The sequence below is a fragment of the Herbaspirillum sp. SJZ107 genome, from assembly GCF_006715485.1.
Classification (GTDB): domain Bacteria; phylum Pseudomonadota; class Gammaproteobacteria; order Burkholderiales; family Burkholderiaceae_D; genus Telluria.
In genome coordinates this window covers 71,482-92,993 of sequence record NZ_VFNH01000003.1, presented here as the reverse complement: position 1 = coordinate 92,993, position 21,512 = coordinate 71,482, and the positions used below count along the sequence as shown (strand labels likewise).

21 protein-coding genes and 1 tRNA gene are annotated in these 21,512 nt (G+C 64.7%); 14 read left to right on the top strand and 8 right to left on the bottom strand.

Annotation, left to right across the window (positions count from 1 at the left end; genetic code table 11):
* Nucleotides 1-38 precede the first annotated feature (38 nt).
* The 3 genes from FBX97_RS18605 (at nt 39) to FBX97_RS18595 (ending at nt 2,353) form a co-directional block, all read left to right on the top strand.
* Nucleotides 39-473, top strand: coding sequence for a CopG family transcriptional regulator (locus FBX97_RS18605; protein WP_255517546.1), 435 nt, complete (start codon nt 39-41; stop codon nt 471-473).
* An 11-nt stretch (nt 474-484) separates the two neighbouring features.
* Nucleotides 485-1,717 (top strand): PHB depolymerase family esterase, encoded by a 1,233-nt coding sequence (locus FBX97_RS18600; protein ID WP_141834916.1) that lies wholly within the window; start codon nt 485-487, stop codon nt 1,715-1,717.
* A gap of 99 nt (nt 1,718-1,816) precedes the next feature.
* A complete protein-coding gene (locus tag FBX97_RS18595) occupies nt 1,817-2,353 on the top strand; it encodes a DUF2058 domain-containing protein (protein ID WP_141834914.1) in 537 nt (178 codons plus the stop codon).
* A gap of 6 nt (nt 2,354-2,359) precedes the next feature.
* Here the strand turns inward: FBX97_RS18595 and FBX97_RS18590 are convergent, their stop codons facing one another.
* The 3 genes from FBX97_RS18590 to FBX97_RS18580 all read right to left on the bottom strand — a co-directional run bounded on the left by FBX97_RS18590 (nt 2,360) and on the right by FBX97_RS18580 (nt 4,570).
* The gene (locus tag FBX97_RS18590; RefSeq protein ID WP_185748655.1) at nt 2,360-2,848 is read right to left on the bottom strand and encodes a hypothetical protein; all 489 of its coding nucleotides are present in this window, start codon (nt 2,846-2,848) and stop codon (nt 2,360-2,362) included.
* A 163-nt stretch (nt 2,849-3,011) separates the two neighbouring features.
* The gene (locus FBX97_RS18585) at nt 3,012-3,575 is read right to left on the bottom strand and encodes a lipocalin family protein (protein ID WP_141834911.1); all 564 of its coding nucleotides are present in this window, start codon (nt 3,573-3,575) and stop codon (nt 3,012-3,014) included.
* Between the two features lie 32 nt (nt 3,576-3,607).
* Entirely contained in the window at nt 3,608-4,570 is a 963-nt protein-coding gene (locus FBX97_RS18580; RefSeq protein ID WP_141834908.1) for a LysR family transcriptional regulator, read from the bottom strand.
* Between the two features lie 306 nt (nt 4,571-4,876).
* On the opposite strand from FBX97_RS18580, the gene FBX97_RS18575 reads away from it, so the two are divergent.
* Nucleotides 4,877-5,086, top strand: coding sequence for a DUF2945 domain-containing protein (locus FBX97_RS18575; RefSeq protein WP_141834905.1), 210 nt, complete (start codon nt 4,877-4,879; stop codon nt 5,084-5,086).
* 386 nt (nt 5,087-5,472) lie between these two features.
* Nucleotides 5,473-7,467: a PKD domain-containing protein gene (locus tag FBX97_RS18570; protein WP_141834902.1), complete on the top strand. Its 1,995-nt coding sequence runs from the start codon at nt 5,473-5,475 to the stop codon at nt 7,465-7,467.
* 57 nt (nt 7,468-7,524) lie between these two features.
* On the opposite strand, the gene FBX97_RS18565 is transcribed toward FBX97_RS18570, so the two are convergent.
* A complete protein-coding gene (locus tag FBX97_RS18565) occupies nt 7,525-8,232 on the bottom strand; it encodes a hypothetical protein (RefSeq protein WP_141834900.1) in 708 nt (235 codons plus the stop codon).
* 502 nt (nt 8,233-8,734) lie between these two features.
* Between FBX97_RS18565 and proV the strand changes: the two genes are divergently transcribed.
* From proV to FBX97_RS18545, 4 genes are all read left to right on the top strand, one after another.
* Nucleotides 8,735-9,970 carry a glycine betaine/L-proline ABC transporter ATP-binding protein ProV gene (proV, locus tag FBX97_RS18560; protein ID WP_141834897.1) on the top strand — a complete coding sequence of 412 codons (1,236 nt, stop codon included), beginning with the start codon at nt 8,735-8,737 and terminating at the stop codon, nt 9,968-9,970.
* Nucleotides 9,967-11,037, top strand: coding sequence for a glycine betaine/L-proline ABC transporter permease ProW (gene proW, locus FBX97_RS18555; protein WP_141834894.1), 1,071 nt, complete (start codon nt 9,967-9,969; stop codon nt 11,035-11,037). The genes proV and proW overlap by 4 nt, the downstream gene beginning before the upstream one ends.
* A gap of 14 nt (nt 11,038-11,051) precedes the next feature.
* Nucleotides 11,052-12,101 carry a glycine betaine/L-proline ABC transporter substrate-binding protein ProX gene (gene proX / locus FBX97_RS18550; protein WP_141834891.1) on the top strand — a complete coding sequence of 350 codons (1,050 nt, stop codon included), beginning with the start codon at nt 11,052-11,054 and terminating at the stop codon, nt 12,099-12,101.
* A gap of 125 nt (nt 12,102-12,226) precedes the next feature.
* Nucleotides 12,227-12,685 (top strand): hypothetical protein, encoded by a 459-nt coding sequence (locus tag FBX97_RS18545; protein ID WP_141834888.1) that lies wholly within the window; start codon nt 12,227-12,229, stop codon nt 12,683-12,685.
* 73 nt (nt 12,686-12,758) lie between these two features.
* Here FBX97_RS18545 and FBX97_RS18540 read toward each other — a convergent pair whose 3' ends face one another.
* Entirely contained in the window at nt 12,759-13,007 is a 249-nt protein-coding gene (locus FBX97_RS18540; RefSeq protein WP_141834885.1) for a hypothetical protein, read from the bottom strand.
* 347 nt (nt 13,008-13,354) lie between these two features.
* Here FBX97_RS18540 and FBX97_RS18535 point away from each other — a divergent pair, with 347 nt between their 5' ends.
* From FBX97_RS18535 to FBX97_RS18525, 3 genes are all read left to right on the top strand, one after another.
* Nucleotides 13,355-13,795 (top strand): hypothetical protein, encoded by a 441-nt coding sequence (locus tag FBX97_RS18535; RefSeq protein ID WP_141834882.1) that lies wholly within the window; start codon nt 13,355-13,357, stop codon nt 13,793-13,795.
* Nucleotides 13,788-15,116 (top strand): sorbosone dehydrogenase family protein, encoded by a 1,329-nt coding sequence (locus FBX97_RS18530; RefSeq protein WP_141834879.1) that lies wholly within the window; start codon nt 13,788-13,790, stop codon nt 15,114-15,116. The genes FBX97_RS18535 and FBX97_RS18530 overlap by 8 nt, the downstream gene beginning before the upstream one ends.
* Nucleotides 15,117-15,626: 510 nt before the next feature.
* The gene (locus FBX97_RS18525) at nt 15,627-16,559 is read left to right on the top strand and encodes a hypothetical protein (RefSeq protein ID WP_141834876.1); all 933 of its coding nucleotides are present in this window, start codon (nt 15,627-15,629) and stop codon (nt 16,557-16,559) included.
* Between the two features lie 166 nt (nt 16,560-16,725).
* Here FBX97_RS18525 and FBX97_RS18520 read toward each other — a convergent pair.
* Nucleotides 16,726-16,801: transfer RNA gene (locus tag FBX97_RS18520), tRNA-Phe, on the bottom strand.
* Between the two features lie 158 nt (nt 16,802-16,959).
* On the opposite strand from FBX97_RS18520, the gene FBX97_RS18515 reads away from it, so the two are divergent.
* Nucleotides 16,960-18,372: an MFS transporter gene (locus tag FBX97_RS18515; RefSeq protein ID WP_141834873.1), complete on the top strand. Its 1,413-nt coding sequence runs from the start codon at nt 16,960-16,962 to the stop codon at nt 18,370-18,372.
* Between the two features lie 15 nt (nt 18,373-18,387).
* Here the strand turns inward: FBX97_RS18515 and FBX97_RS18510 are convergent, their stop codons facing one another.
* The gene (locus FBX97_RS18510) at nt 18,388-18,873 is read right to left on the bottom strand and encodes an acyl-CoA thioesterase (RefSeq protein ID WP_141834870.1); all 486 of its coding nucleotides are present in this window, start codon (nt 18,871-18,873) and stop codon (nt 18,388-18,390) included.
* 64 nt (nt 18,874-18,937) lie between these two features.
* Nucleotides 18,938-20,665: a methyl-accepting chemotaxis protein gene (locus tag FBX97_RS30420; protein ID WP_141834867.1), complete on the bottom strand. Its 1,728-nt coding sequence runs from the start codon at nt 20,663-20,665 to the stop codon at nt 18,938-18,940.
* Nucleotides 20,666-20,802: 137 nt separating this feature from the next.
* Between FBX97_RS30420 and FBX97_RS18500 the strand changes: the two genes are divergently transcribed.
* Nucleotides 20,803-21,504 carry an alpha/beta fold hydrolase gene (locus tag FBX97_RS18500; protein ID WP_141834864.1) on the top strand — a complete coding sequence of 234 codons (702 nt, stop codon included), beginning with the start codon at nt 20,803-20,805 and terminating at the stop codon, nt 21,502-21,504.
* Nucleotides 21,505-21,512 lie beyond the last annotated feature (8 nt).

The window sequence follows — 21,512 nt, the reverse complement described above, 5'->3', positions numbered from 1 at the left end:
TCCACTCATACTCCAATTGGAGTATAACGGGAGTATCAATGCACAAGCCGAGCGCCATGAACATCGTCAATATCAAGCAAAAACTGCCGGAAACCGAAAAAGTCACGATTAATCTGGGGCTGGTCGACCTGGCCCAGATGGACTTGCTGATCGAAGAAGGTTTCTATACCAACCGCACCGACTTCGTGCGCACCGCCATCCGCAACCAGCTCGAGCGGCATGGCGAGGACATCCGCCAGACCGTGGTGCGCAAGCGCTTCGTGGTCGGCCTGCAGCGCTATACGAAAGCCGAGCTGGAACGCAGTGTCGCCGCCGGCGAGCGCCTCGAGATCCACGTGCTCGGCCTGGCTTCCATCGACGACGACGTCGCCCCCGAACTGGCCACCGCAGCGATCGCTTCGATCTGGGTGCTCGGGGCCTTCGTCGCCTCCAATGCGGTCAAGGCTGCCCTTGCCGACCGCATCCATATCTGATGAAGAAAATTATGAAACCCTACGAACAATTTGTCGCCAACATCCTGAAGGCGGCCGGCACCGCCCGTACCGATCCCGGCGCCGTCAGCGGCCTGGTGCAGGATGCACTCAAGAGCGCCGGGCTGCTGCCCGGCATGCCGCCGCCGCAGCCGCAGGCGCAGAACCCGTCTTTCGTCGACCTGAACGCGGCCCCGGCGTGGGCGCGCAAGCCGGCGGCTACGCCGGACGACGCCGGCGCAGCCGCAGAGACCGCAGCGGGCGGCGGCACCGGCTTTGCCGGCTTCCCGGGCTTCGATGCCGGCAAGATGGCCGGCTGGGCCGCGCAATTCAAGGCTTTCCAGGCCGGCCAGGCCGCATCCCACCAGGCGCCAGCGCCGCGCAACCTGGCGGCGGAACCGGGCGAATTCCTGCACGGCAGCTTCAGCAATGCGGCCGGCACCCGTGCCTACCGGCTGTACGTGCCGGCGCGCGCCGCCGCCGGCCCGCGTCCGCTGGTGGTCATGCTGCACGGCTGCACCCAGCATGCGCAGGACTTTGCCGCCGGCACCACGATGAATGCGCTGGCCGAGGAACATGGCTGCCTGGTGCTGTATCCCGAGCAGCCCCGCAGCGCCAATGCGAATGGCTGCTGGAACTGGTTCGAGGCCGCGCACCAGGGCCGCGAGGGGGGCGAACCGGCGCTCCTGGCCGGCATGACGCGCGAGGTCCTGCGCGAGCATGGCGGCGATCCCGGCCGCGTGTTCGTGGCCGGCCTGTCGGCCGGCGGCGCGATGGCGGCGATCCTGGGCGCGGCCTATCCCGAGCTGTATGCGGCGGTGGGTGTGCATTCCGGCCTGGCGGCCGGCAGCGCGCACGACCTGATGTCGGCGCTGAATGCAATGAAGGGCACGCGCGGGCGCAAGGCGGCTGCGAAGCACGGCGTAGCAGGACGGCTGCCGGCCATCGTGTTCCACGGCGATGCCGACGGGACGGTCCACGCGTCGAATGGCGAAGCGGTGCTGCGCCAGTTCACCCAGGGCGCGCCGCTGCGCGAAGTCGAAGAGCGCGGCCAGGATGGCAGCGGGCGCAGCCATACGCGTACGGTGCTACTGGACGCGGATGGGCGCGCGGTGGCCGAGCACTGGGTACTGCACGGCGGCGGCCATGCCTGGTCGGGCGGCAGCACCGCCGGTTCGTATGCCGAGGCGGGCGGACCGAATGCCTCGGCCGAGATGCTGCGCTTTTTCCTGGCGCAGCGGCCTTGACCGCCTCTTCCGGCCGGGCAGCCGGCTTGCTATGCTAACGGGTTTCCAGCCCGGTCCGGCGATGCAGCGGCCGGCCATCTACTATATGGAGTTATAAACATGGTTTCCCTGCAAGAGCAGCTGATGAAGGCCGGCCTGGTCGACAAGAAGAAGGTCAAGGTGGCCAACCAGGAAAAGAGCAAGCAGCAGAAGATCGACCGCCGCACCGGGGTGCAGAGCGTCAACGAGACCAGGGAAGCGGCGCTCGAAGCCCAGCGCCAGCAGGCCGAACGCGCCCGCGAACTGAACGCCCAGCGCGACGCCGCCGCCGCCCAGAAGGCCGTGGCCGCCCAGATCGCCCAGATGGTGCAGCAGAACCGCCAGCCGAAGGGCAACGGCGACATCGCCTACAACTTCACGCTCGGCACCAAGATCGAGCGCATCCACGTGTCGGAAAAAGTGCGCGGCCATCTGGTGGCGGGGCGCCTGGCCATCGTCGCCCAGCAGGGCGGCTTCGAACTGGTGCCGAAGGTCATCGCCGACAAGATCGCCGAACGCGCGCCCGAGAGCGTGGTGCGGGTCAACAAGGCCAGCACCGAAGTCGACGCGGACGATCCTTACGCCGACTTCAAGATCCCGGACGACTTTACCTGGTAAGCCGGGTCAGGGTGCCGAGGCGCCGACCGGGGCTGGAGTCGCGGCGCCGGCCGGCGCCGCAGCCGGTGCAACGGCCGGCATGCCTGCCTGCTGGCCCAGCACGACCTGGAACAGGGCAGGGTAGTCGTAGGCGGCCCCGGTGGAGGCATCGACACCGGCACCGATGATGCCGCCAAACAGGATGTTCCCGGCCATCATGCCCTTGGTCGAGGACTTGAAGGTGGCCAGGCCGGCATCGTAGCCCGGCTTTTCGCACTTGACGTTCATGTCGCCATAGGCGCGGTGGACCGTGACGGTGCCCGGCGTGGTGACGTAATACACGCCCTTGTCGTTCTCCAGCTTGCAGGTCGCACCGGCGACATTGCCGCTGGGGTGCAAGGTCTCGACCGAGACCACCTGGCTGGTACCGCTGACGATCGAGGCGCAGCCGGTCAGGCCGGCAGCGCCTGCCAAAACCGCCGCCATCAGGGCGGCGCGCATGAATGGTTGATGCATTTGTTTCTCCCAGGATTTTGCCGTTTGCTTAACGGTCGTTTAATTGGAGAAACCTTTATACATTTGAAAATATTGATTTTCAACATATATTTACGTTAGAGAATTATCTACGTAGTTATGTTGTATTTTGGCTAGTTACGCCAGGTCTCTGCCCGGCGCAGCCTCACTCCTGCGGCGTGCGCTGCAGTTTCGCCAGGTCGAAACCCTGGCGCTCCAGCCGCGCCAGCAGGGCCGCATAGGCTTCGCGCGGCACGCTCGGGGTACGCGAGAGTATCCACAGGTATTCCCGGCTCGGCTCGCTGACCGCGGCCAGCTGGTAGTCGGGATCGAGGTCGATCACCCAGTAGTCGCCCCATACCTGCGGCAGGAAGGACAGCCAGGCCGGCGCGAAACGCACTTCGAGGACCGGGGAATCAGGACCACCGATCTGGCGCGCCGTGCCGGTGGCGTCCTCGAAGCGGCCATCGGCGCGGCGGCAGCGGTTGACGACTTCCACGGTCTTGTCCGGCCGCAGGCGATAGGACGCCGTGGTGGCGCCGGCGCACTGCTTCTGGAAACGGTTCGGGTATTTGGCGATCTCGTACCAGGTGCCCATGTAGCGCGGCACATCGATGGCAGGAACGGGCGTGACGCCGGGCTGGCGCCTGGCCTGGCCGGCGGCCAGTACGGCGGCGGCCGCACCGGCCAGGCCGAGCAGGAGAATTGCATGTCGTGAACGTAAGCGCATGGCAGGTCGAGGCTGTTGAAGTTGTGTGCATACTACTTCGGTCTGCCGAAACGGCGCGTTTGTTCAGGCATGCCGGCATCGGACTCCAGCATGTCGGCAATATCCGGATCCTGCGCAAATGCCTCGGCAAAGTAATCCACGAAGTGGTTCACCTTCAGCGACGGCCGCCGCGCCGGCTGGAACACCACGTTCAGCGGCAGCGGCGGCAGGCGGAAGCGCGTCAGGACCGGCTTGACGCGGCCGCTGCGGATGTCGGCGCCGTACAGCCACAGCGTCGAGTAACCGATGCCGAGGCCTTCGCATACGGCCTGGCGCATCGCTTCCGAACTGTTCGACTGGAAGCAGCCATTGACCTTGACCGTGAGCGGGATGCCGCTTTCGTCGAGGAAGGTCCATTCGTTGGGCGCGGCCAGGCCGGTGTAGACCACGCACTGGTGCCCGGCGAGGTCGGACGGATGCTGCGGTTCGCCGTGGCGCGCCAGGTAGGCGGGCGACGCCAGCGCGGCGCGGTGGGCCGTGCCGATGCGGCGCGCGACCAGTTGGCTGTCCTTCAGCTCGCCCACCCGGAAGGCGACGTCCACGCCGGCCGCGACCAGGTCGACGAAGCTGTCGTCGAGCAGCAGGTCGATCTTGACCTTGGGATAGCGCGCATAAAAGCCGTGCAGCCGCGGCACGATGTGCTGGCGCCCGAAGGCGGCCGGCGCCGCCACGCGCAGCATGCCCGCGATGTCGTGTTCGGCGCGCTGCACCTCGATGCGTGCATCTTCGAGCGCATCGAGCACCTGGCGGCAGCGTGCGTAATACAGCTGGCCGGCCTCGGTCAGCGAATGGCTGCGCGTGGAACGTACCAGCAGGGTGGCCCCGAGCTGGGCTTCCAGCGCCTGCATCTGCTTGCTGATCGCCGACTGGGTCGTCATTTCCTCGCGCGCTACCGCCGAAAAGCTGCCCCGCTCGACGACACGGCAAAAGGTTTCCATCAAACGCAGCCGGTCCATAGTCGCTTATTCATTCCTATCAGGAATAAATCATATCACCCGTATGCCCTGCCATATGTTTACATGAATGCTCATAATGTTTCCAATGCACGGGGCCGCTACGAGAACATCGAACGCGTCCCCATCATATGGCGTCATCCGGACGGAACAGACGCCACCCCGAATTCTTGGAAAGCGCCCGCGAGGCGCTTTTTTTTATGCATGGCAAATGCGCACGCTGTGTCCGCGCGATGCGCCCTAACGTGCAGGGCCTGCATGCGATCCATGTTCAAATAGCCGCCCAACCACCATCCAGCGAGGCACGGCATGACGGACACGTTCAAGGCGGGCGACAAGGTGCAATGGCATTCGCCGCAAGGCACGGTGCACGGCACGGTCAAGAAAAAGCTGACGGCGCATACCACCATCAAGGGCCACGAGGTGGCGGCGTCGCAGGAAAATCCCGAATACCTGGTGGTCAGCGACAAGACCGGCGCCGAGGCGGCGCACAAGGCGAGTGCGCTGAAGAAGGTGTGACCGCAGGCAGCCCTTGAGTTGCCGCAGCCAGGCTCAAGAAGAATGCAGTTTTGCCAAGAAATTCTTTCCAGCGTGGTGTAACTAACGGACGGCCCTGCTCGCCGCTGGCATTCTGGAACCGTTATCACAAACACCACACCAGAAGGAGAGCATCATGGGTAAATATTTCTTGGCCTGGATCATGGGCGTGCCTGCAATCGTGCTGGTTCTGATCTATCTGTTCTTCCATTGATCCGATGCGACAATGAAGAAAATCGAAACAGACGCGCCACCCTCGGGTGGCGCTTTGTTTTCCGAGCGCGCCTAAGGCCGCTTGTCGCCCCGCAAACCGCCGCGCCATGCGGAGTGCATGATCGTTTTCATCCTCATCCTCATGTGGAGAAAACATGCTACGCGTTCGGGAAAACGACCTGGCGGCCGGCCGTCCAGGGTGGCCGCTGCCGCGCCTGCCCATGCTGCTGATCGCCCTGGCGGTGGCGGGCACGGCAGCCGCTCAGCAGGCACGGCAGTCACAGCCGGCCGGGGAAACAGACGGCAAGCACGCCGGCACGAGTACAAGCTACCGCGTGATCAACCTGGCCCCCGGCCTGCTCGCCACGCTCCCGCGCATCAATGCCCGGGGCCAGGTCGCGTTCTCGATGCAGGCCGACGCCGGTGCGGTGGGTTACTTCTATGACGGCAGCAGCGTGCAGGATATCGGCACGCTCGGCGGCGAGACCCTCGCAAACGACCTGAACGACCTGGGACAGGTGACCGGCAGCGCCGTCACCGCCGGCGGCGTCCAGCATGCCTTCGTCTGGCGTGCCGTCACCGGCATGCTCGACATCGGCACGCCCACCGGCGGCGGCGAGTCGAGCGGCACGGCCATCAACCGCCATGGCGTCGTCACCGGCGGCTCCTACGCCGACTTCCTGCCGCGCGCCTTCCGCTGGAGCGCCGCGAGCGGCAACGAAAGCCTGGGCGCCCTGACGCCGGGCCTGGGCAGCGCCTCCTTCGCCGGCGCCCTCAACGATGCCGGCCTGATCGCAGGTTCGTCGGCCACCGCCGACGGCAGCCGCCATGCCTTCGCCTGGACCCGCAGCAGCGGCATCGTCGATATCGACACCCTGAACAGCTACGATGCACTGGTGGTGGCCGTCGGCGCCAACGGCGAGGTAGCCGGCAACCATATTCCCTCGCTCGACGCCATCGAATACCGCCCCTTCCTGTGGACGCGCGCCGGCGGCATGCGCGACCTCGGGACGGCCGGCGGCAGCGCGGCTTTCGTGACCGCCATGACACCCGGCCTGCACATGGCGGGCCTGATCAATTTTGGCGACGACGTCCAGCGTGCGATGTCCTGGACGCGCAGCGGCGGCATGCGCAATCTCGGCACGCTCGGCGGTACGTCGTCGCGCGCGGACGGCGTCAACGCCGCCGGGCAGATCGTCGGCTTTGCGGAAACCAGGGCCGGCGAGCGGCGCGCCTTCGTCTGGACCGCAAGGCAGGGCATGCTCGACCTGAACCGCTACCTGCGCCGTGCGCCGCCCGGCCTGGTGCTGGACGATGCGCTCGCGATCAACGACAGCGGCGCGATCGTGGCGACCTCGAATGCCGGGCTGGTGCTGCTGCGGCCGGACAAGGGGCGCGGATGCGGCCACCTGCTCGGCCCGGTCGTGGCACCGGCCCTGGTCAAGGCCGGCGTGCCGCTGCAGGCTGCGCTCGGTTTCATCGACGAGGACGGGGCCGGCACGCGTAGCGTCAGCTGGTCGTGGGGCGACGGCAGCAGCGCCCAGGCCGGCCGGGTGAGCGAGCGCGGCGGCGCCGGCAACGCCAGCGCCAGCCACAGCTTTGCCATGCCCGGCGTGTACCGGGTCACGGCCACGGTGGTCGACCGCAAGGGCCGCAGCACCGCGGTCAGCCATGAGGTCGTCGTGACGGCGGCGGGGGGCGGGATGGTGGCCGGCAGCGGGGCGGTGACGTCGCCGCCAGGGGCGTTGAGGCAGGCGCCACTGTATGCGGGCACGGCACGCTTCAGCCTGGTCGCGCCGCTGGCCGCACCTTTGGCTGGGACTGGATCGGCAGCGGCAGCCGGCATGCCTGGCAGGCTGCACTTCGACCTGCCGGGCCTGCAGTTCCGCAGCCGGGACGTGCGCATGCTGGGCCGGCAGGGCGCCTGGCATGTGTTCGAGGGCAGCGGCAGCGTCAGGGGCGCCGGTGGCTACAGGTTCAGGCTGTCCACGTCGGCAACGCTGCCCGAAGGCGGGCAGGGCCGGTTTGCGCTGAAGATCTGGCATGCCGATCCGGCCAGCAAGCGCGAGGTGGTCGACTACGACAACGCGCGCGGGGCAGCGGGCAATGGCGGCGGGCGCCTGGCGAACGGGCGCATCGTGCTGGAATGATGCAGGGAAGGGCGGGAGGGGGAAACAGGCGCCGCCGCGCGGCGGCGCCTGGCCGGCTTATTTTGCGGCGACCTCTTTCGGCACGTCCTTTTCTTCGCCTTCCCACTGGCGCTGGGCCGCGGCGCGGTCGAATGCCGGCAGCGGCGCGGTCTCGACGTTCACATTGCCGAGCACCGGATAGGCGGCGCGGAACAGGCCGATATCCTTGTCGGCCAGGTTCTCGTAGGTCACATCCCAGGTGCCGCCCGACATGCCTGCCACCGACTGGTCGAGCAGAGGCAGCAGCGGGCCGGCGCGGAATTCGTTGCCGACGCGGTCGCGCAGCGTGGCCTTGATGCGGCCGATATACACGATCGAGCCGGGCTTGACCTTGAGGTCGGTATTCAGCGGCACGATGAAGGTCCCCATGATCGGGAAGCCCTTGGCCAGGCCCATCACTTCCTGCAGCTTGTACTCGCCCGGCGCCAGCGAGGCGCGCACCAGGTAGATGCTGTGCCCGTTTTCCTGCACCGCATCGACGTCCTTGTCGAGCTTGAAGTTCTGGCGCTCTTCCTTGCTCTGCGCGTTCGGCCTGGCAAGCTTGACGACGAAGGGTTCGGGCACGAAGCGGCTGCCGTCCGAACGGGACACGTCGACGGTCATCAGGACCACCGATTTTTCGCGGGTGTCGATGGAGGTGCTTTTCTTGTCGAAGGCCATCTGGTTGACGGTGGCGCAGCCGGTCAGGGCAAGGCAGAGGAGGGTGGAAGCGATCAGGCGCAGCATAGTTATCCCTTATGGAAAATGTTATTGGTATAAGCCGCGAAAGGTAGCATGCGTGCAGCCGCCAAAAATGCGCACATTCCCACAAGGCACCATGGAGCGAAGACGTCCGTAGCATATCCCGATTGGAAAAGCTACTGGACAATTACATTTGCTTGCAATATAATTGGTGTCTATACAATAAATTCTTCAGTACGACCTCTGCTGCACAGCATTTTCCTGGCCACGCCCGGAAAATATTCTTGGGCCATGCGCCCGATTCCCTGGTGCCATGCATTTGCATGCGCCTGCGTGATTAAAAGTCCTGAACCCAGCCTCTTTTAACACGCATCCACACCCTGGCCCCGGCATCGTTTGCCGGAATAGCGTGCCGCGTTTCCGTTCGCCGCTTGCGTACGCTGGTACGCCCGTGCAGCGCCGACGGCTCAGGGTTCGATGATTCCCGTTCGACGCCCCATGGCTGGCGGGTCTCATCGCATTTGCCAACTCGAAGGAGAACCAGCCCATGGCAAAACAAATCATCATCGACCATGTCTTCAAGGTCTACGGCGATCAGCCGCAAGAAGCGCTGGCCCTGGTCCGCCAGGGTGCCGGCAAGCAGGATATCCTGGCCAAAACCGGGTGCACGATCGGCGTGTTCGACGCCACCTTCACCATCGAAGCCGGAGAAATCTTCGTCATCATGGGCCTGTCCGGTTCGGGCAAGTCGACCCTGGTGCGGATGCTGAACCGCCTGATCGAGCCGACCGATGGCCGCATCCTGATCGACGGCACCGACATCAATACCCTGCCGGACGCGCAGTTGCGCGCCTTGCGCCGCAAGGACATCAGCATGGTGTTCCAGTCGTTTGCGCTGCTGCCGCACGTTAGCGTGCTCGACAACACGGCCTTCGGCATGGAACTGGCCGGCATCCCCAAGGCCGAGCGCCATGCGCTGGCCCGGCAGGCACTGGAACAGGTCGGCCTCGCGGCGTATGGCGCCAGTTATCCCGACGAACTGTCCGGCGGCATGCAGCAGCGCGTGGGCCTGGCCCGCGCACTGGCCTGCGATCCGTCGATCCTGCTGATGGACGAGGCGTTTTCCGCGCTCGACCCCATCATGCGCACGGAAATGCAGTCGGAGCTGCTGCGCCTGCAGCAGATCAAGCGCCGCACCATCGTCTTCATTTCGCACGACCTCGACGAAGCCATGCGCATCGGCGACCGCGTCGCCATCATGAAGGATGGCCATGTGGTGCAGGTGGGCACGCCGGAAGAAATCCTGCGCAAGCCCGCCAACGAGTACGTGCGCAACTTCGTGCGCGGCGTCGATGCGGCGGCCGTGTTCAAGGCCGGCGACATCGCCCGCAAGAGCCAGGTCGTGGTGTCGGAATCGCCGACCCGCGGTTCGCGTGCGGCGTTGTCGATGCTGGAAGAGCAGGACCGGGCCTATGCCTATGTCGTCAATCCGCGCCGCGAATTCCTCGGCGTGGTGTCGGCCGATTCGCTGCGCAGTGCGCTCGACGGCCACGTCGGGCCGCTGGGCCTGGCGCATGCCTACCTGCCGGATGTGCAGACCATCAACGCGGACGAGCCCGTTGCAGGCCTGTTCGGCCAGGTGGCGCAACTGCCGTACGCAGTGCCGGTCGTGGCGGGCGACGGCAGCTTCCGCGGCGCCATCAGCAAGACCACCTTGCTGAAGTTCCTCGACCGCGATACGCCGGCCATTGCCGAGCAACATATTCAGAAAGGACAAGCATGACTCCGAACAGCGCACCCTCCCAGGTCAACCCGTGGCTGCCGACGCCGCCGGCCGACACGGCCTGGCTCGACGCCGCAACGCCGGCCGCTAAAGCCGGGCAAGCCGGCGGCTCGCCACTGACACACCTCTTCGATGGCTCGCTGCCGCTGGAAACCTGGATCAACGGGGGCCTGGGCTGGGTCGTCGCCCATTGCCGGCCGTTTTTCCAGGCCGTGCGGGCGCCGATCGACGCGACGCTGGCCGGCGCCAGCGACGTGCTGCTGGCCGCGCCCGCGCCGGTGGTGATCGCCATCATCGGTTTGCTGGCCTGGCAATTCACCAGCCGTGCGCTGGCGATCGGTACCGTGCTGGCGCTGCTGGGCCTGTCGATACTGGGCGTCTGGCCGGAAGCGATGGTGACCCTGTCGCTGGTGTTGACCTCGCTTGCGTTCTGCCTGGCGATCGGCTTGCCCCTGGGGATCTTCCTGGCCAGCAGCGACCGCGCACAAAATCTCCTGCGTCCGCTGCTGGACGCCATGCAGACCACGCCTGCCTTCGTGTACCTGGTGCCGGTGGTGATGTTGTTCGGTATCGGGGACGCGCCCGGCGTGATCGTGACCATCATCTTCGCGCTGCCGCCGCTGGTGCGCCTGACCAATCTCGGCATCCGCCAGGTCCGTCCCGACCTGGTCGAAGCGGCGCGCGCCTACGGGGCCTCGCCGTGGCAGCTGCTGACCCGCGTGCAGCTGCCGCTGGCCATGCCATCGATCATGGCCGGCATCAACCAGTCGCTGATGCTGTCGCTGTCGATGGTGGTGATCGCGTCGATGATCGCAGTCGGTGGCCTGGGCCAGATGGTGCTGCGCGGGATTGGCCGCCTGGACATGGGGCTGGCCACCGTGGGCGGTCTCGGGATCGTGCTGCTCGCCATCACGCTGGACCGCCTGACGCAAGCCATGGGGCAAGCGCGCCGCAATGGGCGTCATTGGTACCAGACCGGCCCGCTTGGTGTCATCCTGCGCCTGGTGCGTGGCAATCCGGCGCGCGGCAAAGCGGCTGCGCCGACCACGTCCATGCGCGCGCAATAACAAGAAAGGAACACATGCATCAACTCGACCACTTCAACGCCACGGTTGCCATGCGGCGCCGCTTCCGCTGGTTGTCGGCCCTGGCGATTGCCGCGCTCGCATTGAGCACCAGCCTGGCCATGGCGCACACGCCGGCTGCCGGCCTGCCCGGCAAGGGCATCAAGGTGCAGGCGCTGCAAAGCCCGATCGCCGAGGAAACCTTCCAGACCATGCTCGTGGACCGCGCGCTCGAACAGCTGGGCTACGCGCCGCAGCCGATCAAGGAAGTCGACTATCCGACCGCGCACATCGCGATTGCCAACGGCGACGCGACCTTCCTGGCGGCGCATTGGGATCCTCTGCACAAGGACTATTTCAACAATGCCGGCGGCGACGCCAGGCTGCTGCGCGTGGGCGCCTATGCCGGACCGGCCGCGCAGGGCTACCTGATCGACAAGGCAACGGCCGACAAGTACCACATCACCAATATCAGCCAGCTGCGCGATCCGGCACTGGCCAGGCTGTTCGACCATGACGGCGACGGCAAGGCCGACCTGACCGGCTGCAACCCGGGCTGGGGCTGCGAGGCGATGATCGAACACCACATGGATGCCTACAAGCTGCGCCCGACGGTCAAGCACGTGCAGGGCAGCTATGCCGCACTGATCGCCGACACCATCGGCCGCTACCAGCGGGGCGAGTCCATCCTGTACTACACATGGACGCCTTACTGGGTGAGCGGGGTGCTGGTGCCGGGCAAGGATGTCGTCTGGCTGCAAGTGCCCTTCTCGGCGAATCCCGACAAGGCGAATACCCGTCTCGGCGATGGCAGCGACTACGGATTTTCCGTCAACACGACGCGTATCGTCGTGAATCGGGCCTGGGCCGACAAGAATCCGGCGGCCGTCAAGCTGTTTGAAGTCATGCGCTTGCCGATTGCCGACATCAATGCGCAAAACGAGCGCATGCGGCAAGGCGAAAACACCCAGGCCGACATCGCGCGCCATACGGCAGGCTGGATCAAGTACCACCAGCAACTGTTCGATGGCTGGATCGCGCAGGCGCGGGCCGCGGCGCAACCCTGAGCGGGAAGGGAGATGGGCACCGGATCGAAACGCCCGACATGGGCGAGGCTGTTAAGATGCGCGCTCGCCTTCCCATCTCGATTTGCAGGAGACCACAAATCCTACCTTTTTTACTTACAGCGGTAATGCGTGCGCCAAAGCTGACGATCGCCGCCGCACTATGCGTGCTGGCAGCCCTGGCCGGCACCCTGACCTACACCGGCTACCTTGTCGTCGGCGTGCTGGCCGATTATCTCGGCACCGGCCGCGGCATGGCAGGACTGCTGCTTGCCGTTCTGTTTGCCAGGTTCCCCTGGGTAAGTAACAGGAAGCTGCGCATTGTCGGCCTGTTGCCTGCACCTGCGCGCCGGCCCGTCATGGCGAGCTTGCTGGCACTCTGCCTGCTGCACTTCCTGTCGCAAGGCGACTATGTGCCTGCAGGGTTTACGGGTTTCGCCATCGCGTTTCTCCTAGGCTTCCCCTGGTTGAGGCGCGCTGTAGCCGGCCGCATGTCGTCGTCGGTCTTCGGGTTCGCCGGTAAAAATGCTTCCAAAAGCACGGACGACAACGTGATCGAGGGTGAATTCCGCGAAAAGAAAGAATAAGCGTAGCCAAGGCCGGTACATCAAAACGCCAACCCATGCAGGTTGGCGTTTTTATTTTTGGCATCCGATGCAGCTAGCCCTTGTCGGACTGGCGGTTGCCCCGGTCCGGGTCACTGGACGGGTGCAAGTCCTTCGGACCCTTGTAGATGGTGTTCGGAGGATGCTTGCCCTGGTGCTGCTCGCTCTTGTCCGATGGGGTTTCCCCTTGCCGGTGCTCGTAGGACGGACCCCGTGCTTCCTTGACCCTGCTGCCGGAGTCATTGCCGGATTTGCCCGTGTCGTTTGCCGTGCCTTTGCTGCCAGAACCTGTCTTCGCGCCCATGTCTGTACTCCCAGAAAGTTGCTTGCCAATGCACCCCGTCTACAACGAAACCACGAAGTGACAGGCGTGATTTTGGGGAGCTTCGGACGATTGCAAGACCGTTTTCGATACCCGGCGACCCGTCCAGGATGGTTCAAGTTTCGCTGCAAGAGTGACCGAAAAATCCAATTGAACACGTCAAGCTCATACGCCTGGTGTATATGTCTTATATAAGACAGATGTGTTGACAGGCGAAGAGGCGCAGGACTACACTCGCCGCCGATTTGGGCATCGATCTCTTCCCTGGCCATCGACCAGACGTCGAATTGTCATTTCAGACCAATCATTTTTGAGAAGAGTGCAACTTAATGAGAGCAGAGAATACATCGTCAACATTCAAGGTGGCGTCAGCGGTTTTCAATTTGCTGAACCCGGTACCTTTCGGTCTTTTCGTGGCTGTGATGATTTTTGATTTCGTCTATGCCAATACCGCCGAGGTGCTGTGGGTGAAAAGCGCGGCCTGGCTGGTCAGCCTGGGCCTGATTTTTGCCATCGTGCCGCGCCTGATCAATCTCGGTTTTGTCTGGTTCGGCAAGCGCCGCGTCGCACCGGCCGTGAAGCTCGACTTCTGGCTGAACCTGGTTGCCATCGTCACGGCGCTGGTCAACGCGTTCGTGCATAGCCGGGACTCGTATGCGGCGATTCCAGACGCGCTGTGGCTGTCCGTTGCGACGGTGGTCCTGATGGCCATCGGACGCATCGTGCTGGCTTGGCAAAATATCAGTTTCAAGGAGTTCGGCCATGAATAAGAATAAACATGGTTTGTTGGGTGTGGTGGGCATGGCGGTGGTCTCGTCGCTGGTGCTGAGCGCTTGCGACAATAGCGCAAAGGTGGATATTTCGAAGCAAATCGGCGCCAATCCGGAGATGCCGGGCGCGCAGAACTTCCTGATGCCGCCGATGCAGGTTCCCGGCGGCGTCGGCTGGAAGGACGGTCAGGCGCCCAAGGTCGTGGCCGGCCTGGGCATCGAAAAGATCGCCTCCGGACTGCTGCATCCGCGCCAGCTTCTGGCCCTGCCGAATGGCGACATCCTGGTGGTGGAATCGAATGGTCCGGGACAGGAAGCCGTCACGACGCCGAAACAGCTGATTGCCGGTGTCGTCAAAGGCCGTTCCGGCAAGGGCGGCAAGGGCGGCAACCGGATTACCCTGCTGCGCAAGAAAGAGGGTGCCGCCGGTGAATGGGAAAAGCACGTCTTCCTGGAAAAACTGCACTCGCCCTTCGGCGTTCAGCTGATCGGCGATACGCTGTATGTTGCCAATACCGGCAATATCATGAAGTATCACTACAACACCGGCGATACCAAAATTACCGATCCGGGCACCGAGCTGGCCGACCTGCCGGATACGGTCAACCACCATTGGACCAAGGCCATGGTGGCAAGTGCGGACGGCAAGAAGCTCTACGTCGGCTCGGGTTCCAACAGCAACATCGCCGAAAACAGCATGGCGGTCGAATACCGCCGCGCTGCCGTGCTCGAAGTGGATGTCGAAAGCGGCGCCAGCCGTATCTTCGCATCGGGCCTGCGCAATCCGACCGGCCTGCAGTTCGAACCGACTAGCGGGAAGCTCTGGGCCATCGTCAATGAGCGCGACGAGATCGGTGCGGACCTGGTGCCGGATTACATGACGTCGGTGCAGGAACACGGTTTCTACGGCTGGCCTTACAGCTATTACGGCCAGCACGTCGATATCCGCATCAAGCAGCAGCGTCCGGACCTCGTCGCGAAAGCCATCAAGCCGGACTTCGCCCTGGGCTCGCACGTGGCCGCACTGGGACTGTGGTTCTACACCGGTACCGGCCTGCCGGAGAAATACCGCGGCGGTGCCTTCGTGAGCGAACACGGCAGCTGGGACCGCACGCCCCTGAGCGGTTACCAGGTGGTGTATGTGCCGTTCGCAAATGGCAAACCAACCGGTAGTGCCGAGCCGATCGTGACCGGCTTCCATTCGGCCGACGAAAAAGACCTGTACGGCGCCCCGGTGGGACTGACCCAGGATGCAGCGGGTGCGCTGCTGATCGCGGATGACGTCGGTAATGTGATCTGGCGCGTGTCGGCCAAGCAATAACGGCCTGTTGCCGTACACAGGAAAGCCCGGCATGGCAGCTGACGCCATACCGGGCTTTTTTTGGGACCGGTAAATCTATAGCGGATAAAACAAAAACGCCACCCGAGGGTGGCGTTTTTGCTTGCACATGCTATGTGCCGAATCTTGGTGGCCCGGGGCGGAATCGAACCACCGACACAAGGATTTTCAATCATTGCTCCATGTCGCATGACCGCTACCAATGGCGAGGATAGGAGAATAGCAATCCTAATTTATGCCGATGGGCTACTGTCGAACTTGATAGCTCCCCTTCAGAGGATCTGCTGCGAACCTGCTAAGTGGTGGTGAGGACAGGCAGACTGACGGAGGGCCAGGCTGACTTGCGTCACCCGTCACGGGGGAGCTAAAAAGATGAGAGATGACTTTAACCAGCAAACGAAGGACATGCTAAGCAAGCGTGCCGGTGCAAAATGTTCGAATCCCGGGTGTCGACAGCCTACTAGTGGACCGAGCTCAGATGATAGCAAGGCGGTGAGCATCGGGGTCGCCGCACATATCCATGCGGCGTCTGAAGGTGGCCCACGTTATGAGAAATTTATGTCACCGGAGCAGCGCGCTCACATCAGCAATGGTATATGGCTGTGCCAGTCCTGCTCCAAGCTCATCGATGTGGACCCAGCCAGATACACAGTTGGCGTATTGAAAAACTGGAAAAAACAGGCGGAAGCAGAGGCATTGGCGCAAATTGAGGCAGGACGAATCCTGCAAACACGCGTCACACAGTTGACGGAAACGGTAGAACACGATGAGAAGCTTGATCTAGACATCGCTGGCGATTACTTTGTAGCGGCTGCATCGGATATACGCAATGCAGCCGCCCGCATGGCACTTGCCCTCCATGAGGACAGGCCTGTCCGCGTGCTGTGTAACTATCCAGAATTTGACAAAATCAAGCCGATCGACGACGGTTCAGTTCCAGGCGCGTTCGACTCAGTCAAGCTTGCCGCCTACCGAAAAGAAAAAGCCGCCAAAGGCCGGCGAATTGCTGCTGCGATCGAACTTGCGTTCTCGAAGGCCTGCTTTGAGCCCTGGAGTCTCTACTTGCAAGATTTAGATGACTGGTACCTGCTGCTGCAGGGTATTCCGCGAGCGTTCACGGCTGATCGGACCACTGGGACAGTGGAGAAGCTTGCAGTATGGCGAACGGATGAGCCAGCTATTCAAACTTCCATACGGCTAACCGAGGCAGAGGTAAGAGACGTCCTCGCAACGACAGGTTTGGCGAAAATGGATTACCTTGCCTTTGGAGCGGGGTGGAGGTCACCCGATGAGCTATCAAAAAATTTAATATTAGACAAAGTTATCCCGAACATACTTCGTGCACTGACGACTTCTGAAATCGGACGACGCCCGGAACTGTCGCAGATTGTCAATCTTCCAAGTTGGCACATTGGACGGGACTGAGCTTGAGGGCCGCCATGACAATGAGGCGGCAAGCACAGCATTTGGCGGAAAGTGGAAATTGTCGTTGAGGTAGGGGGGTTATCGGAAATCGACCGGACGCCAGGATTTCTAACCTTGAAACAAAAACGCCAACCTGCATGGGTTGGCGTTTTTGCTTGGATATTCTTGGTGGCCCGGGGCGGAATCGAACCACCGACACAAGGATTTTCAATCCTCTGCTCTACCAACTGAGCTACCAGGCCAAGGCGGCGAAGTATAGCACAGAGTTATGAGATGTCCATAATTTTGTTCCTGACAGCACCAGCGTGCGCTGCCGGCACTGCAGCGCGTGCGCCATGCCGCCCGGGTCGCTATAGTCGACATGTCGACCTCAAAGGCGCAGTGGCGCCAGAAAGCATTCATGACATTGTTTTCCGATTTGCCGGGCGACGAAGGCTTGCCCGGTCCCAGGCGCCGCCTGGCGATGATCGCCCTGACGACGGCGACGGCCATGACGGTGCTGGACGGCAGCATGCTGAACGTCGCGCTGCCACAGATCGCCCGCGCCCTCGATGCGCCCGCCGGCGGCGCGCTGTGGGTGGCCAACGCCTACCTGCTGGCGGTCGCCATGACGCTGGCGATCTTCGCCGCGCTGGCGGACCGGCTCGGCTACCGCCGCCTGTTTGCCGGCGGCCTGGCCGTGTTCACGCTGGCGTCGCTCGGCTGCGCATTGTCGTCGTCGCTGGCGATGCTGACGGCGCTGCGCGTGCTGCAGGGGATCGGCGGGGCGGCATGCCTGAGCATCGGGCCGGCGATCCTGCGCACCATCTTCCCGAACCGCCTGCTGGGACGCGTCCTGGGCCTGAACGCGCTGCTGGTCGCCGCCAGCACTGCGGTCGGCCCCACGCTGGGCGGTGCGTTGCTGTCCTGGCTCGGCTGGCCCTGGCTGTTCGCGATCAACGTGCCGCTGGGCGCCATCGCGCTGGCGCTGGGGCGGGCGGTGCCCGACAACCCGCAGCCGGCGTCAGCGCGTTTCGACAGCGCCGGCGCCGTGCTGTCGGCGGCCGCCATGGGCGCCTTCATCATGGCCGCCGATGCCTGCGCCCACCTGGGGACGGCGGACCGGACGCACGGGGCACTGCTTGTCTATGGATCGATTGCCGTCGCGGCCGGCTGGGGTTTCGTGTGGCGCCAGCGCCGTGCAGCAGCCCCGCTGGTCCCGCTCGACATGTTCGCCTCCAGGCGGTTTTCCATGGCTGCGCTGACCTCGGTGGCGTCCTTCGTCGGGCAGGGCATCACCTTCGTCGCCTTGCCCTTCCTGTTCCAGACCGTGTACGGCGATTCCGCGCTCCACTCGGCGCTGCTGTTCACGCCCTGGCCGATCGGCATCATGCTGGCCGCGCCGCATGCCGGCCGGCTCGCCGACCGCTATCCGGCGGCGATCCTGTCGTCGGTCGGGCTGGCGCTGCTGGCAGCCGGACTGCTGTCCCTGGCGCTGCTGCCGATGGGGGCACAGGCCTGGGACATCGCCTGGCGCAACCTGCTGTGCGGGATCGGTTTCGGTTTCTTCCAGAGCCCGAACAACCGCGAGATGCTGTCGAACGTGGCACGCGCACGCAGCGGCGCCGCGTCCGGCATCCTGGCCATCATGCGCACCTTCGGCCAGTGCTGCGGCACCGCGGTGGTGGGGATCGTGCTGTCGACCTTTGACCGCGACCTGGGCGGCGGCGCGGCCGGCATGCACGCGATCCGGCTCTGCCTTGCGATTGCAGTGGCGTCGACCGCCATGGCGCTGTGCATCAGCCTCGGCCGGATCCGCCACGCGCGCGCCTGAAGCGCAGCCGGGCCTTCAGCCGCGCGCCTTGGCGCGCTCCGCATGCTGCCGGTCCAGCGCCAGGCGCGCTTCCTTGCGGCCCTTGGCTTCTTCGTGGCGGCGCTGCTCGTCCGGCGTGAACGGACGCAGCGGCGGCACCGGCACCGGCTGCTTGTCTTCGCCGACCGCCACCATCGTGAAGAAGCAGCTGTTCACGTGGCGCACTTCCTGGGTGCGGATATTCTCGGCCAGCACCTTGATGCCGATTTCCATCGAGGTGCGGCCGGTGTAGTTGACCGCCGCCAGGAAGGTGACCAGTTCGCCGACCAGGATCGGCTGGCGGAAAGTGACCTGGTCGACGCTCATGGTGACGACGTAGGTGGCGGCGTAGCGGCTGGCGCAGGCGTAGGCCACCTGGTCCAGCAGTTTGAGGATGTGGCCGCCGTGGACGTTGCCGGAAAAGTTCGCGGTGTCCGGCGTCATCAGGACCGTCATCGTGAGTTGGTGGGCGGGCAGGGTCATGGCAGGCTCGTCGAACAGTAATGGGTGGAAAGAGGACAGTCTAACGCGTCATGGCCTTCCCGCGTCAGAACTCTTCCCAGTCGCCGCTGCTGGCCACCGCTTCCCTGCGCACTGCCGTCTTGCGGGCCGTGGCCGGGGCGGGAGCAGGGGCGGGAGCAGGGCGTGCCGCCGCCAGGGCAGGGCGTGTCTTGACGGGGGCCGGCGCAGGTGCCACCGGCTGTGGCGCGGCGGCCACGCCATCGATCTGGAACAGCGCCACCACCCGCGCCAGCTGGCTGGCCTGCTCCTGCATCGAGCGCGTGGCGGCGGCCGATGCCTCGACCAGTGCCGCGTTCTGCTGGGTGCTGCCGTCCATCTGCACGATCGCCTGGTTGACCTGGGCGATGCCGCTGGCCTGCTCGCGGCTGGAGCTGACGATCTCGTTCATGATGCTTGATACGCGCGTGATGCCGTCGACGATGCCCTGCATGGTATCGCCGGCCTCGGCGGCCAGCGTCGAGCCTTGCGCGACGCGCCGGGTCGAGGCGTCGATCAGGTCCTTGATTTCCTTGGCGGCGCCGGCCGAGCGCTGCGCCAGTGCCCTCACTTCGGCAGCGACGACGGCGAAGCCGCGGCCCTGTTCGCCGGCGCGGGCCGCTTCCACCGCGGCGTTCAGCGCCAGGATGTTGGTCTGGAAGGCGATGCCGTCGATGACCGAAATGATGTCGACGATGCGTGCCGACGACGCATCGATCGCGCCCATGGTGTCGACCAGCTGGCCAACCATGGCGCCGCCCTGGCGCGCCACGTCGGCGGCATCCGCCGCCAGGCGGTTGGCCTGCTCGGCGCTGGCGGCGCTGTGGCCGACGGTCTGGGTCAGTTCTTCCATCGAGGAGGCGGTTTCTTCCAGCGCCGACGCCTGGCTTTCGGTACGCTGCGACAGGTCGCGGGTCTCGCCCGCCATGGTGGCGATCGAGGCGCCGATGCTGGTGGCGCCGTGGCGCACCTGGCCGACGATATCGGCCAGGCTGGCGCGCATGCTTTCCAGCGTGGCCATCAGGCTGTCCTGGTCGCCGGCGCGCAGCGGTACCGCCACGCGCAGGTTGCCGGCGGCGATCTCGCTGGCCACGGCGGCGGCGCTGGACGGTTCGCCGCCCAGGCGGCGGAACAGTGCACGCACGAATATGGCGCCTGCCAGAACGCTGAACACCAGCGTCGCCAGGCACAGGGCGATCAGGACGTTGCTGCTGCGGTTGGCGCTGGCGAGCACGGTGGCCACGCGGGCATCGATCGCACGCTGCTGCATGCTCAGCAGTTCGTTTGCCTTGGCAACGTAGGTGTCCGCCGCCGGCGTATAAGCCTGGTCGAACAGGACGCGCGCTTCCTCGTCCTTGCCTTCGGCCTTGAGGGCGGCAACCTGGTTGCGCACGTCGGTGTACTTCTGGCGCAGGGCGGCGATCTGGTCGAGCATCGCGCGCTCTTGCGGGGTATCGAGCAGTTCGCCGACTTTCTTGAGCATCTCGCCGACGCGCGCCGTCGATTCCTTCGCTTCTTCCGCATACAGCTTGCCGAGGCCGGGATCGGCCGCGCGCGTGATCACGGCGGTGCGCTTGACGCCGACCGAGGTGTTCGTCAGCCAGCTCGAGATGAGCCTTTCCGTCGCCAGCGGACGTTCGGTGAGTGCCCGGGTATCGTTTGCCAGCACCTGCAGGCGCCAGATCGCGACGGCGGTCGAGACGAAGGAGAGAATGATGATGATGGCGAACGTCAGCCTGAGCTGGCTGCGGACGCTGGACGTACGGGAAGAGGACACGGTCGTTCCTTGTGAATGCGAGAAAGCGCCGGATCGGCGCGATAGCCAATCATTTTGAACAGAATAATTCCTTAGGGCAACCTATCGTCTGTAATTACAACACTTCTTCGCTTATCCGCTTCTGCTAGGATGCCCCCATGGCTCTCCTACTTGTCCCCGGCTTCATGGCCGACGAAACCCTGTGGAACGACATGAGCGCCGCGCTGGCGCGCTTCGGTCCGGTCCTGCATGCCGACCTGCGCCACGACACCTCGGTCGAGGCGATGGCGCGCCGTGCGCTGGCGGCGGCGCCGCCATCCTTCCTGCTGGTCGGCTTTTCGATGGGCGGCTACGTCGCGCGCGACATCGCCCGCCTGGCGCCGGCATACGGCAAGCGGGTCAAAGCGCTGGTACTGGTGGCCACCTCGACCCGCCCCGACACGCCGGCGATGCGCCAGCGCAAGGGCGCGGTCGGGCATGCCGCGCCTTCGGTGGCCTTCAGCGGCTTGAGCCGCATCGCGGTGGCCAGCTCGCTGCATCCGAAGGACAAGCACAACGAGGCGATGATCGAGCGCGTGCGCGCGATGGGCATGCGCCTGGGCGGCGAGGTGTTCCGGCGCCAGTCGGTGCTGGAGCGGCCGGGCGACATCGACCGCCTGGGTGAGATCCGCTGCCCGACGCTGGTGGTCGCGGCGGCCCAGGACCAGCTGCGCAGCCTGGAAGAGGCGCGCGAGCTGCAGGCCGGGATTCCGGAGGCCAGCCTGGCGGTCATCGAAGACAGCGGCCACATGATTCCGATCGAGGCGCCGCAGCGCCTGCTCGAGGTGATCCTGCCCTGGCTGTCAAGCTACGCGGACTGATGCGGACA

Excerpts from the sequence above, each read along its gene's own strand:
- FBX97_RS18605 (WP_255517546.1), top strand. The coding sequence starts at position 39 with ATGCACAAGCCGAGCGCCATGAACATCGTCAATATCAAGCAAAAACTG.
- FBX97_RS18600 (WP_141834916.1), top strand. The coding sequence starts at position 485 with ATGAAACCCTACGAACAATTTGTCGCCAACATCCTGAAGGCGGCCGGC.
- FBX97_RS18595 (WP_141834914.1), top strand. The coding sequence starts at position 1,817 with ATGGTTTCCCTGCAAGAGCAGCTGATGAAGGCCGGCCTGGTCGACAAG.
- FBX97_RS18590 (WP_185748655.1), bottom strand. The coding sequence starts at position 2,848 with ATGCATCAACCATTCATGCGCGCCGCCCTGATGGCGGCGGTTTTGGCA.
- FBX97_RS18585 (WP_141834911.1), bottom strand. The coding sequence starts at position 3,575 with ATGCGCTTACGTTCACGACATGCAATTCTCCTGCTCGGCCTGGCCGGT.
- FBX97_RS18580 (WP_141834908.1), bottom strand. The coding sequence starts at position 4,570 with ATGGACCGGCTGCGTTTGATGGAAACCTTTTGCCGTGTCGTCGAGCGG.
- FBX97_RS18575 (WP_141834905.1), top strand. The coding sequence starts at position 4,877 with ATGACGGACACGTTCAAGGCGGGCGACAAGGTGCAATGGCATTCGCCG.
- FBX97_RS18570 (WP_141834902.1), top strand. The coding sequence starts at position 5,473 with ATGCTACGCGTTCGGGAAAACGACCTGGCGGCCGGCCGTCCAGGGTGG.
- FBX97_RS18565 (WP_141834900.1), bottom strand. The coding sequence starts at position 8,232 with ATGCTGCGCCTGATCGCTTCCACCCTCCTCTGCCTTGCCCTGACCGGC.
- proV (WP_141834897.1), top strand. The coding sequence starts at position 8,735 with ATGGCAAAACAAATCATCATCGACCATGTCTTCAAGGTCTACGGCGAT.
- proW (WP_141834894.1), top strand. The coding sequence starts at position 9,967 with ATGACTCCGAACAGCGCACCCTCCCAGGTCAACCCGTGGCTGCCGACG.
- proX (WP_141834891.1), top strand. The coding sequence starts at position 11,052 with ATGCATCAACTCGACCACTTCAACGCCACGGTTGCCATGCGGCGCCGC.
- FBX97_RS18545 (WP_141834888.1), top strand. The coding sequence starts at position 12,227 with ATGCGTGCGCCAAAGCTGACGATCGCCGCCGCACTATGCGTGCTGGCA.
- FBX97_RS18540 (WP_141834885.1), bottom strand. The coding sequence starts at position 13,007 with ATGGGCGCGAAGACAGGTTCTGGCAGCAAAGGCACGGCAAACGACACG.
- FBX97_RS18535 (WP_141834882.1), top strand. The coding sequence starts at position 13,355 with ATGAGAGCAGAGAATACATCGTCAACATTCAAGGTGGCGTCAGCGGTT.
- FBX97_RS18530 (WP_141834879.1), top strand. The coding sequence starts at position 13,788 with ATGAATAAGAATAAACATGGTTTGTTGGGTGTGGTGGGCATGGCGGTG.
- FBX97_RS18515 (WP_141834873.1), top strand. The coding sequence starts at position 16,960 with ATGACATTGTTTTCCGATTTGCCGGGCGACGAAGGCTTGCCCGGTCCC.
- FBX97_RS18510 (WP_141834870.1), bottom strand. The coding sequence starts at position 18,873 with ATGACCCTGCCCGCCCACCAACTCACGATGACGGTCCTGATGACGCCG.
- FBX97_RS18500 (WP_141834864.1), top strand. The coding sequence starts at position 20,803 with ATGGCTCTCCTACTTGTCCCCGGCTTCATGGCCGACGAAACCCTGTGG.